Here is a 12,120-nt window from a genome sequence, read left to right on the forward strand (position 1 = left end):
TTTGCATCCACCCGCCGGCGGTTTGCCGTTCGCATCCTCGGAACGCATCCTTGTAGTCGAACAACGCGTGGAAGCGGTGCCGGGCAGGGGAGATCGGGATGGACTGTTATCACGTGACGCACGGAGCATACGAAGAAGCTCTCGTTCAGCTGTGGGCCATGAACTCTAAAAGTCTCGGGGCGAGTCTGCGGAGCCGTGGCGCTCCAGGTTGGCTCATCGAGCTTGCGGAGATCCCGGCAAAGGCTGCTGACCGACGTAGAGAAGCTACTCTCTCCATTTTGCCAACCTCATCCCATTCCGTTGACGTTATGGACTCCGAAGAGAATGCTATTCCAACGCGTCAACGCATTTGACCCGCCGGGGACCCTGGAGACCCTGAAGGGATGCGGGTAATTCCCGACCGCACGCGATCTCTCCATGAGATTTTTTTTTTCTAATCGTTCAACATCAGCACCCCTGAGCCCCGAATTGAATCTTGCAGGCGCGCCCGGCTTTCTGATCCCAGAGTTTTCACGGGATTGAACGAATGCCAGGACGGAAAGCGAAGCCCACATCGGTGCGGAAAATCGAGGACGAAACCGAGATTTCGTCAGCATCCCCCGATGATGTCTCCGCACCTCTGACTAAACGCGAGGCTGCGAAGGCCAGGTGCGTGTCGCTCAAGCAGGCGGCCGCTCTGATCAACCGCGACCGCAACACCCTGATGAAATATCTCGACCAAGGCATGCCGTTCGTCGAGAAAGCCGACCGCGCTCGCGGTGTCTCGTGGATGACCGCTTCTCCGATAGCCGTGGCTATCCTTGGGGCGCGTCCGCGATGAACGGCGTGGAGCGCCTCCGGACATATGACGACGCCGAACTCGAGCGGAAGATCGGTCAGTCCTCCCACGGCGGCATATACAAGAAGCCCCGGCTGGCTGGAGACGAGGACTCGGTCTTCGACGAGGACGAGCAAGGTGCGGAGATCTTCCAAGCCATGCAGCCTGGCGAATGGCTGCAGGTGCCGGAGGGCTGGGACGTCGAGTTCTCGCAGCCCTCGCAGACCGACGCGAACTACGCGCTCTTCCGTCGCGAAGGTCTCGCCGGCCTTTCCGTCGCCCTCGGCCTCGCCGTCGAGATGGTGACGCTCAACTTCGAGAAAGTCGGCAACGAGCGAATCTATCGCGCGATCATGATCGAGGTCTGGCGGCATATCGAGAGCCTCCAGTTCCACATGTTCGTTCAGCAGATGTGCGAGCCGGTGTGGAAACGATTCGTCGCCGCCGCTTACGAAGGCGGGGTGTGGAAGCCGGCCGACGGCCTCGACATTGAGGACTACTACGACGTGGAGTGGATGGTTCCCAAGCGCGAGCACATCCATCCGGAACAAGAGATCAACGCGATCGTCAAAAAGATCCAAGCAGGCGTCCTGAGCCGGAAGCGCGCCGTCAACGCCGAAGGCGAAGACGTCGACGTCATCGACGCCGAGAACGCGGTCGACCGCGCCGCCGCCGAAAAGCTGGGCATGACGTATTCCGTGTACCTGCCCCCAGCGGCCGCCCCTGCGCAGTCGCCGGAAGCGGGGGTAGGTGACAACCCCGTCGTGACCCGGTCGCTGGTCGACGCCGTTGCCGACTACGGCGTCGCGGTCCGTGCCGGGGCCATCACGCCGCAGATCGAGGACGAGGAAGCGTTCCGGAAAGCCCTGACCTTGCCTTCGATGTCGTCGTCGGTGACGGCTCTCTGGCACGATCAGCACGGGTACCGCGCGCCCACGCTCGCGCGGCCGGGCGGCGAGATGCCGTTCGGCGGGGCGGGGGCGGGCGAAATCGGCGAGGAGGCGGGCTGATGCCTGCGGCCGGATGCCGCATTTCGAAGCGAATCCCATAGCTCCGCCTCGGCAGGATCATCCGCGCGAGTCCCATACGGCTGCACGATTTCACATCGGCTTGGAACTCGTTTGAACAACCCTGCGGCAGCTATGGAACTCGACAAAATTTTGGAGACGAATCCCATAGATACAACGCGAATTCCATAGCTATATCAATCTCTTGCGCCGACAACCTGGATGTGCTCATTCGGCTCCTCGCCAACAGCCAGGAGCCAGCCAGTTGAATAAGGTAGGTAACGGAAATGATCTCAGCGCCGAGTTCGGGACAGCCGATACAGGCGATGAGAAGGCCGAGCTGAAAGACCGTCGCGAGCGGATCAAAGCCAACATCGACTGCGGGGACTACATGTCCGCGCTGAATGAGTTGTCCGTCCTCGCCGACTTCCACGTGCTCGCGGCTGTATCTTCGGAGAACGTGCTGGAAAAGGTCAACGCAGTATTCGACCTCTCGCCGGAACGCCAGGCTGCGCTCGACCGAGATGCGGCGAAGATCGCCGAGTACGTCGCGCGCGAATTCGAACTCAGCGAGGAGGACTGGCGGCATGCCGAAGACCTCATCATCGAGTTGTACGAGAACGAGTGCAACGAACATGGGCATGGGATCGCGGTCCCGCGCCGGCGGTAACGGCTTCGCCGCCGGTGGTTCGGGCCGACGCCGCGCAAAATAATTCGTTGACCGCCGAAGACGCCGCCCGAGCTTCGCGTCCGGATGCCGCCGACTTTGCGCCCGACGGCTTGTGCCGGGTCGGGCCACGACACATCATTCATTTAACGGCGGCGCAATGGAGCGCCGCCGATCAGGGAAACAGGAGTTACGGCAATGCGGAAAAACACATATGACGGCCTCAGACTCGGACAGCTGTTGGAAATCGAGAACGGCTACACAACAGTACTCGAAAACGGATACGGAGACACAAAGGTCTTCAGGCTGTTGGGGGTCATCGATGAAGGCGATCAGGGTCAATTCATGGTCGCGGATGTCGATGGAGAAGAGGTTACAGAGTATTTTCCTGTTCCTCGCGGAGGAGAAGATGGCGAGCCGCAGTCGCCTCACATCTTTGATGCCGGCGACAACTTTTTCGGTGACGCACTGTTCGAGGCTTTCATCATGTCCGAGGAGCAATCGAGAGAGGCGCTAAAGATAGAAGATAGCTGAATAGTCGCCTTCTGAGGCTATCACAACCAAAGCCCCCGGCACCCTCTCGCCGGGGGCTTTTTCCTTTTCTCCGCCAGCCGCCGTGAATCTTGCAGCGCAGCCGGTCATCGTCGTCGGAAATCGATTTCCCGGATGACCGATGCCGCACGACGCAACGAATACGTGACGCTCAGGACCCGCGCTTACGCGGGCTTGCCGTCGACCGTGGACGTCGAGACCCGGTCGTTCGATCTCCCGATCACGACCGAGACGCCCGTCCGGACGTGGATCCAGCGATCCCCGTGATAAGTTCTGGAGAGGAAACAGCCAATCACCGGGGGGCCGAGCGTGAGAAGCATGACTTGGCGGGCCACCCGCGGAGGCAGAGGACCGACAACAAGCGTTACCGTCGCCCCCTTTAGTTGCATGTCCCCCCTCGAACGACTAGCGCGTCGACCGCGATCGCTGTGTCGGCTGACACCAAGATCGGGTTGACTTCAACCGACCGGATCTTGGGGTCGTCCCGAAGCAGATCGGCGAGATTTGTAGCCGCCTCGAACAGGGTATCAATAGCGAGCGCGCTCCTGCCACGTACCCCCTCAAACAACGGTGCAATCCGGAGTCTGGCAAGCGCGCCCCTGAATTCCTGCTTGGAAAATGGAGCTAGTAGGAGGACATTGTCAGGAATGGCTTCAACGGCGATGCCGCCGTCGCCGATTACTACAACCGGCCCGAAGTGGGGATCTCTGTTAGCGCCAATGACGAGCTCTCGATCGCCTTTGAGCATCTCGGAAACGAGGACACCGTCGAAGCGCTTCCCCAAGGCCGCCATTTTGTCGGCGATATCGACGTAGGCAGAGCGGACTTGGTCTTGGCCACCGACGTTCAGATGGACGAGGCCGTGGTCGGACTTGTGGGGAACTTCCTCCGATACCGCCTTCACCACCACGGGACGTGCCCACTCCCGCTGAACCGCTACTGCGTCCTCGACTGAAGCGCACACCAAATGGCGGGCGCAATGCAAGCCGGCATCGGCGACGATCTGCAGCGATCGCATTTCGTTCAGCGTCTTGCAATCGCCCGCCGAACCGGAGGTCGAAACCACACCCGTTTGGTCGAGAACATGCCCCTGCGTATGCTCGATTATTTCACGATGCATCGCGAATTGCGCCAGGGCCGCTATCGCTTGGTCCTCGGTTTCGAACACGGGAACACCCTCGGCCGCAAAGGCGGCCCGGACCGACTGTTGTGGTGCAGCTACGACGACAGGGAAGCTCGCTTCCTTCATAAATTTGGCAGTATCGCGGGCATAGCGGGGAAAATCATATCCCCGTCCGCTGACGGGTATCCCAATGAGAAGCATGTCGATGTTCGGATCGCTCCCCACGACGGGCAAAACCTCTCCGAATAGCCCTCCGTTGCTAAGGAGCGCGGCGGTGATGTCTATCGGGTTCCGTGAAGAGGCGAAAGCCGGCAATATCTTGCCGATCCTTTCTTCGTTTTCCGGACCCAGCTGTGCGACCTTCAGACCCTCCCGCTCGGCAGCGTCGGCAGACAGCACGCAGGTCGCGCCGCTGTTGCTGATGATGGCAAGCCGCCTGCCGCCCCGCCACCCTTTCAGATGGAGCTCGGCCGCCCGGACGAGCTCAGTGGTATTCCTGGCGCGCCATATGCCGTGCTTCCTGAAGAAGGCGTCGACCACTCGGTCTTCGCTCGCTATGGCTCCGGTATGCGATGCTGCCGCGCGTTTTCCTTCTTCGGAAACGCCGGACTTCAACGCAATGATCGGAACTCCCCGGTCTCTGGCAACGGCCGCCGCCTTGGCGAGATGTTCCGGATCGACGAGTTTCTCGAGATAGATCAGGATTAGTTTGACGTCAGGGTCGGCCGCGACGGTCGCCGCCAGTTCCGAAACGCTGACGTCGCAATCGTTCCCGGTCGCATGGACGTGGCGCACCCCGATGCCGCGCGCGCGGAGCAGTCCATAGGGAACGACGCTCATCGCCCCACTCTGCGATAGGCACGCGATGGGTCCATCGGCGGGTTCGGCCTCGATGAACATGGTCGAAAATGACAAGATTGCGCCCGTCGCGAAATTCGCAAGGCCTTGGCTATTAGGACCGACAAGGCGCATCCCCGCATCGTTGGCAGTCCGGCGCATCTTTTCCTCGACTAGGCGTCCTTCCGCACCCAACTCGGAAAAGCCGCTGGCGATGATGATCGCGCCTTTGACGCCCGCTGCGGCGCATTGTCCGACGGCGTCGACCGCCGCTTGACCCGCTACCGCGATGATGGCGACGTCAGGGGTTTCCGGCAGGGCATCGAGCCCTGCAAAAGCGGGCAATCCTTGGATGACGGTCCGGCTGGGATTGACCGGGTAAATCTTACCCTTGAAGCCGAAGCGTTTCATAAAAGCGATGGGCCTGCCACCGATCTTGTCCTCGCTATCGGACGCGCCGATGACGGCGACGGAATTCGGGTCGAAGAAGATGTCGAGCGTCATTGATCAGCCTTGGCAAGCGGTTGGAAACTGAGTGGAGCGGCACTTGATGCCTCGAACACCGCCGACACCCGGGCTCCGGGAACCACGTCGATGGGAGCATGGCCCATCACGCGGAACCCTTCGTCCAGATCGACCAGGGCGACCACGTAAGGCACCTTGGATTCGTACTCCGGCGTCGGCGCTCGATGGAGGACAGTCAGCGCCGCGACACGGCCTTCGCCAGAAAGACTGAATGGTCGCAGATCGGGCTTGCCGCACCGAGGGCAAAAGCCGCGGGCATAAAGATGCTCGAAGCCACAATCGGTGCATCGGTAGGCGCGGACGGCGCTGCCCTCGGAGATAGATTTGGCTCTGGCGGTCGGTAGGTACATCAATCTCATTCTGCTTCCAGGACGATGCTGACATGCGAGGACAACACGCCCCCGTCTGCGTGGACGAAGCCGCTCTTGCCGGCGTCTGAATTTCGGTCGCCGCGCAGGTTTCCGACCACCTCTACAAAATGCGCCATTCCGCCCGCCACGCCCGAGTGTCCGTAGGAGAGAAGGCCGCCGTGGCCGTTCAAAGGCCTGCCCCCTCGTAAGACGTCGAAACGCCCTTCGCGCAGGTCGACGCCCGTGCGGCCCCTAGCGCTGAAACCAATCTCTTCGAGCAACATCGTCAGCGTGATCGTGAAACTGTCGTAGATTCCGAGAACATTGATGTCGTCGACGGTCCGGCCCGCCTGCGCGAACGCCCTGCCAGCAGACGCGGCCGCCCCGGTCTCGTCGATGGATCCGATTGAGCTCACATGTTGGTGGCGATGTGCCTGGCCCGCGCCGGCGATCCTTATCTGCGCGGGGCTGGATGTCAGCAGGACGGCTGCGGCCCCGTCCGATATTGGACAGCAGTCGAGCAGCTTTAGGGGTGTCGCGATCGGCTTTGAGGCCATCACGTCCTCGATAGTCACTGGGGTTCGAAGGTGCGCTCCTTCCCGCCTGGCGGCGTTGCCACGCATGTGGACCGCTACCTCCGCCAGGTCCTCTTCCTGGATCCCATGTCTGTCTGCGTATTCCGAAGCGAGGAGACCGTAGTAGCCGGGGATGGTGCAGCCGTAGGGTACCTCGAAATCGGCGTGTCCCACTTGCGCCAGTGTCTGGACGGCGCTGTCCCGTCCGCCTTTGCTCGACAGCCTGTTCTCGCCCGCGACGACCAAGACGTTTTCGCACTGGCCGCTCTCGACCAGCAATTTGCCGAGCATGATCGCTCCGCATCCGGTCGCGCCTCCCAGCGCCAGACCGTTGCAGTAGCTCGGGTCAAGTCCGAAATGTTCGGAGAACAGCGTCGCCAGCATCAAGTGCGGCATGGTCGTCGAGTACCCCGTGACTAGGCCATCGATCTCGACACGGGTCAAACCCGCGTCGGAAAGGCACTCGTTGGCAGCCCACGACATCAGGTCGAGCGTGTCCAGGCCCTCCAACCGCCCGAAGGGGGTCAAACCGACTCCTCCGATATAGGCAGTGCTGCCTTTGCTCCTTGTCATGACCCCTCCGAAGCTGCCGTGGCATGTTTCTGCGCGAGGGCCTTTCCCGTCAAAAGCGCACCGCCCATCACTAGGACACCCGCGATATCGCTGGCGATCCCAGGATAGAGCATGGCGCAGGCTCCAACGCCGACCACGATCCGGAGGATGAAGTTGAGCGGCACGAAGCCGTTCCCGACGATCGCCGCGGCGAGACCGGCGACGCCGAAGATCGCGGTCGCCAAGGGCCAGATCGCCTCGCTCACGCCGCTCCCCTGCATGATCAAGGCAGGCTCCAGTACGAACATGAACGGAACGATGAATGCAGGCAGGCAAATCGCCAACGCCTGCCACCCCGTCTTGTCGGGGTGGGAATTGGCGACTGCCGCCGCGGCGTAGGCGGCCACGGCGACGGGCGGCGTCACGTTGCCTAGGATCGCGAAATAGAAAACGAACAGATGAGCGCCGACCGGGTCGACTCCGAGATTGACGAGGGCGGGAATGGTGACTCCGACCTGGACGAGGTAAGCCGCCACGGTCGGTAGCCCCATGCCCAGGATCAACGACGAGATCATCGTCAACACAAGAGCGGCGATCATTGACGATCCGGCAACGGAGAGGATCGCGGAGTTGATGGTGATGCCGAGGCCCGTGAGGCTCAACACGCCGACGATCAGTCCCGATGCGGCGCAGGCTATGGCGACCGGGCCGATGGCCTTGGCGGCCTCGACGACGCCGTCCAACACGAGTATCGGCAGTTTGAGCAAGTCGCCGCGCAGGAGCCTGTAGAACACCGCCACGGCGATGACCGAACCTATGCCATAGAGCGCGGCCCGCATCGGAGAGTATTGGAACACCGACCAAGCGATGACGCCGATCGGCAAAAGGAACAGAGCCCCTTCGCGAAGCATGGCGACCAGGCTCGGCACTTTCAAGTTGCCCGCGAGCCCCGTGCGCAGCGCCTCGAAGTGTACCGCCATGAAGATCCCGACATAGAACAGGAGCGCGGGAAACACCGCCGACAGCGCGATTTCGGAGTACGGACGGCCGACGAACTCGGCGATCACGAACGCCGTCGCCCCCATCACGGGCGGCACCAGCTGGCCCCCGGATGAAGCCGCCGCCTCGACCGCTCCGGCGAAATGCGGCTTGTACCCGTTGCGCTTCATGAGGGGTATGGTGATCGCGCCCGTCGTCACGACGTTGGCGACCGCCGATCCGGATATGGTTCCCATCACAGCGGATCCGACGATCGCCGCCTTGGCAGGGCCGCCGCGAAAGCGCCCGGTCGCGGCGATCGCGAGGTCGATCATGAACTTGCCTCCGCCGCAGCGGTCCAGCAGCGCCCCGAAGAGGACGAAAAGATAGATGTAGGTCGCCGAGACACCCAAGGGGATGCCGAAGACGCCCTCCTTCGTGTACCAGAAGTGGTCCACGGCCCAGGACAGTGAAAATCCGCGATGGCCGAAGCGACCGGGGATATACTGGCCCAGCCACGCATAGAGGATGAAGACGCAAACGATCACGGCGAAGGCCGGACCCAGCGTGCGTTCCGAAAGGATCACAAGGCCGGCGATGCCAATGCATGCCAGAATGACAGGGACCGTCTCCAAAGGGACGACATAGGCCATGTGATTGGCCCAATAGTCGCCGGTCCATATATTGAACAGGAGCGGAACCACGACCATCAAGGATCCCGCCAGCAGCATGAACCTTCTTGACCGGCTTTCCCGAGGCCCCAGCAAGGCGAGCATCGGAAGGGCCAGGCACACCAGCAGAAGATGGACGCTTCGCTGGGTGAAGCTCTCCATCACGCCGAACAGCCCTGTCCAAAGATGGAAGGCGGCAAGGGCGATGGCGGCGGCCATGAACGCCACGGTCAAATTTCGCATTTCGTCACCAGACCGAAGGCCGGAAGCTCCGCGCTTCCGGCCGATTGCGGGATCCATCAGTCGTCGGAAGCGCCAGCTTCCTCGCCTTCCGGCGTCGTCCCGCCCGACGCCCCGGTGCCAACCGCCCCGAGAGCGGCCTCCGCGCCGGGATGAAGGGGAGCGCCGATGCCGTTCCCGGCGGTTTCAGGTCCGAAATTCTGGAGCGCGGCGTTTACCTGCTGAAGCTGGCCAGCGTTGTCGACGAGCGCCTTGGTGATCTTTTCGACCAGATCGGCAGGCAGCTCCGCATTGGCGATAAGGACGTTGTTCATGCCCACGGCGAGCGTGTCTTCGTCCTGGCCCGGATATGTGCCGGCCGGAATGGTGATGGCGCTGTACCCGTCGTTTTCCTTCCGAAGCTCGTCGACGGTGGATTGATCTATGGGCACTAGATTGACACCTCCGCCCAAAGCCACTTCCGCGATCGCGGAGGACGGCACGGAGATGATGCCCGTGAAGACGTCGATGTGGCCGTCCTTCATCTGCATCGAGGCGTCTGCGTAGGATAGCCTCTCGACGCGCGACAGGTCGTCGTAAGACAGGCCGCTCAACTCGAGCAGCTTCTGCGTCATGACGTCGGTTGCTCCGCCGACCACGCCCGGGTTCACGATCTTGCCCGCGAAGTCCGCCACGCTATCGATGCCGCTGCCTGGGCGAACGGCCATTTGGTATGGAGACGGGTAGAACGAAACGACCCCTGTAATGTTGGACTGGGGCTGCGGGAAGTTCTCGCCGACGCCCTTGAGCGCGTCAGCATTCGAGGTCGAAAGGGAGAGCGCCAGATCGTACTGTCCCGCATTCGTACCGAGGATGTTGGCGACCGTCACTCCGTTGACGACGCTGACCCTCATGCCGGGAATCTCGCGCTGGATGATGTCGGCGACGGCCGTGCCGAGTGGATACCAGGTGCCGCCGGACGGTCCTGCGGCGAGCGTCAGGTTCTGCGCGTTCGCCGCGCCGCCCGTAATCAGTGCGATCGAAAGGGCCAATCCGGCCAGATTACGTCCATACATTACGTTTCCTCCCTGTTGAGTTCCAAGCCGCCACGGCGACGATTAAGACGCGATCCTTTCTGCGATTGAATGGACTTCACTCGAACCGTTCGCCAACCGCTCCTCCGCGACCTGGCGCGCTTCGCGCAACGTGCGCAAAGCCAGCTCATGGCGTGGTCCGTTCAACCTTTCTCCAACGGCCGCGACGCTTATCGCGCCGACCACGATGCCGTCACCATCCCTGATCGCGATGCCCATCCCGGTCATGCCCGGAACGACGAAATTCGGCAGGTGCGCGTAATCCTTGACGCGGGTAACCGCCGCCTCCCGACGCACTTCCTCGACGGTGATATGCGGAAATGCTGACAGCCGCCGCGGAAGGTCCGCGAAAATGGTCTCTTGCTCGTCTTCGCCGAGATGAGCGAGAAGCGACATGGCTCCGGCACCTATTCCAAGAGGGCGGCGGCTGCCGACATTCAAGGACAGGGCCTGCATCGCATACCAGCCGACGTGACGCTCCACACATAGCGAGTCGAAACCCGACCTGACCGACAGGAACGCAGCGTCGCCGAGATCTTCGACCACGCGAGATATGGCCGGACGGACGGCGTCGCGGATCATGGTCGTACTCTTGGGCATCCCGAAGACCGCCCTGAAGGCGTCGTCGACGTAATATCGCTTGTCGGCACCCTTACGGATCGCTTGCCCGTTGACCAAGGTGTCCAAGATGCGTGCGACCGAAGCTTTGTGCATCCCCGCCAAGTTAACGATGTCCGTCAGCCGGAATCCCGCCGTGCCTGATCCCGCCACGATGCGGAGTATGGCAAGTCCTCTTTCGAGGCTATGAACCGTGTTCGAGCCGCTCATGTCCTCATGGCACCTGTCTCGTTCAGCGAGACGGACCATCAGGTAGGAAAGGAATAAGCTCAAGGTTGAACAGGAAGTTTTTGAAGGTAAAAAGCCTGTTCGTATCGCATGACGAGACTTTAGTAACTATGGGTCTTACCCGCATCCCAGCAGAAGAGACCTTCCAACGCGGTCCGCTTGCGCCGCTCCTCGAACGGATTCGGCATCAACGTTTCGCAGGTCGATGATGGACAAGACCAACTCGCCGTGGCGGCTGGATAAGGAGATCTGGAAACTGTTTTCGCCCTTCTTGCACTAGCACGTTTGGACGGGCCGTTTCCTACGTTCCGATACAACTGAGCGCAGGTGAACTCAGCGCGTTAGAGGGAGCGGTTAGCGTCTATCCGCTGCGGTTCGAGTTTGCAGCAAGCCGTGTCGATACTCGACCAATCGACAGCTGCGTTGCCCACTTTACGCAGCGGCGCTCACCCTTGACATACCACGACGTTCGGTCGACGATATCGCTAAGCAAAACTTTATATTGCAGAGCGATAAATGATCGAAAGAGACAACCGATTGTTCGTAGAGTCCGTAGAACGCGGGTTCGAAGTTCTGCGTGCGTTTCGGGGCACGTTTTCGCTCAGTCTTACGGAACTGTCCGACCGTGCGGGCATCACAAAAAGTGCCGCTCAGAGGTTCACGCATACATTTGAAGTTTTGGGGTTCCTGCGCCGGGACTCCACCAAGCGCTGGAGCCTGACCCCGCGCGCCCTTGAGTTCGGAACCTACTACCTCGCATCAGATCCGCTGCTCGAACGGGCCAATCCACACCTAAACGAACTCAACCACGAGTGCGGCGAGTCCGTTAACCTGTCCCAGCCGGATGGCACGGACATGGTCTACATGGCGCGCTTTACGGCCAACCGGCGTTTCTTCATTCACATGCCAATCGGTACGCGCATTCCAATGTACTGCGCCGCATCAGGCAGGGCTTATCTGTCGACCCAACCGCGCGACGACGCGCGTCTGCTCGTTGAACATGCAGCGCGCCGATCATTCACCGCTAAGACTATCACTGACGTCGATGCCATCATGGAACTGGTCGATGAGGCTCGAGACCAGGGGTTCGCGAAGGCTTCCGAGGAATTCTACGTCGGTGATCTGAACATCGCCGCACCGATCATCAGCTCGGACGGGCAGACGCTCGGTTGCGTCAACATCTCCGGCCCGACCAGTCGCTGGAGCATGGAGAGAATGGAGGCGGAACTTGCTCCGCTTCTCATCCAGACCGTCCGGACGATTTCGTCCGGCGGCTACCTGCATTCGCAGCAATAACATCAATGGGA

Annotated in this window: 11 protein-coding genes; 5 read left to right on the top strand and 6 right to left on the bottom strand. The window is 61.3% G+C overall.

Going from position 1 to position 12,120, the window contains the following annotated elements; genetic code table 11:
• Positions 1-526: 526 nt before the first annotated feature.
• The 4 genes from ACT6QU_RS14765 (at position 527) to ACT6QU_RS14780 (ending at position 3,025) form a co-directional block, all read left to right on the top strand.
• Positions 527-820 carry a hypothetical protein gene (locus ACT6QU_RS14765; RefSeq protein ID WP_444565197.1) on the top strand — a complete coding sequence of 98 codons (294 nt, stop codon included), beginning with the start codon at positions 527-529 and terminating at the stop codon, positions 818-820.
• Complete coding sequence (locus tag ACT6QU_RS14770) at positions 817-1,827, top strand: phage portal protein (protein ID WP_444565196.1); 1,011 nt, start codon at positions 817-819, stop codon at positions 1,825-1,827. Before ACT6QU_RS14765 ends, ACT6QU_RS14770 begins: the two co-directional genes overlap by 4 nt.
• A 262-nt stretch (positions 1,828-2,089) precedes the next feature.
• On the top strand, positions 2,090-2,494 hold the full coding sequence (locus tag ACT6QU_RS14775; RefSeq protein ID WP_444565195.1) for a hypothetical protein: 405 nt from the start codon (positions 2,090-2,092) through the stop codon (positions 2,492-2,494).
• Between the two features lie 195 nt (positions 2,495-2,689).
• Complete coding sequence (locus ACT6QU_RS14780; RefSeq protein WP_444565194.1) at positions 2,690-3,025, top strand: hypothetical protein; 336 nt, start codon at positions 2,690-2,692, stop codon at positions 3,023-3,025.
• A 397-nt stretch (positions 3,026-3,422) separates the two neighbouring features.
• On the opposite strand, the gene ACT6QU_RS14785 is transcribed toward ACT6QU_RS14780, so the two are convergent.
• The 6 genes from ACT6QU_RS14785 to ACT6QU_RS14810 all read right to left on the bottom strand — a co-directional run bounded on the left by ACT6QU_RS14785 (position 3,423) and on the right by ACT6QU_RS14810 (position 10,795).
• On the bottom strand, positions 3,423-5,507 hold the full coding sequence (locus ACT6QU_RS14785) for an acetate--CoA ligase family protein (protein WP_444565193.1): 2,085 nt from the start codon (positions 5,505-5,507) through the stop codon (positions 3,423-3,425).
• Positions 5,504-5,878 (bottom strand): Zn-ribbon domain-containing OB-fold protein, encoded by a 375-nt coding sequence (locus tag ACT6QU_RS14790; RefSeq protein WP_444565192.1) that lies wholly within the window; start codon positions 5,876-5,878, stop codon positions 5,504-5,506. The genes ACT6QU_RS14785 and ACT6QU_RS14790 overlap by 4 nt, the downstream gene beginning before the upstream one ends.
• Positions 5,879-5,883: 5 nt before the next feature.
• Positions 5,884-7,026, bottom strand: a complete 1,143-nt coding sequence (locus tag ACT6QU_RS14795) for a thiolase family protein (RefSeq protein ID WP_444565191.1) — start codon at positions 7,024-7,026, stop codon at positions 5,884-5,886.
• On the bottom strand, positions 7,023-8,873 hold the full coding sequence (locus ACT6QU_RS14800) for a TRAP transporter permease (protein WP_444565190.1): 1,851 nt from the start codon (positions 8,871-8,873) through the stop codon (positions 7,023-7,025). The genes ACT6QU_RS14795 and ACT6QU_RS14800 overlap by 4 nt, the downstream gene beginning before the upstream one ends.
• Before the next feature lie 80 nt (positions 8,874-8,953).
• Positions 8,954-9,949, bottom strand: coding sequence for a TAXI family TRAP transporter solute-binding subunit (locus ACT6QU_RS14805; protein ID WP_444565189.1), 996 nt, complete (start codon positions 9,947-9,949; stop codon positions 8,954-8,956).
• A gap of 42 nt (positions 9,950-9,991) precedes the next feature.
• Positions 9,992-10,795, bottom strand: coding sequence for an IclR family transcriptional regulator (locus ACT6QU_RS14810; protein ID WP_444565188.1), 804 nt, complete (start codon positions 10,793-10,795; stop codon positions 9,992-9,994).
• Positions 10,796-11,329: 534 nt separating this feature from the next.
• Between ACT6QU_RS14810 and ACT6QU_RS14815 the strand changes: the two genes are divergently transcribed.
• The gene (locus ACT6QU_RS14815) at positions 11,330-12,109 is read left to right on the top strand and encodes an IclR family transcriptional regulator (protein WP_444565187.1); all 780 of its coding nucleotides are present in this window, start codon (positions 11,330-11,332) and stop codon (positions 12,107-12,109) included.
• Positions 12,110-12,120: the final 11 nt, after the last annotated feature.

Origin of the sequence: Aliihoeflea sp., assembly GCF_052435475.1 — a bacterium.
GTDB lineage: Bacteria > Pseudomonadota > Alphaproteobacteria > Rhizobiales > Rhizobiaceae > Aliihoeflea.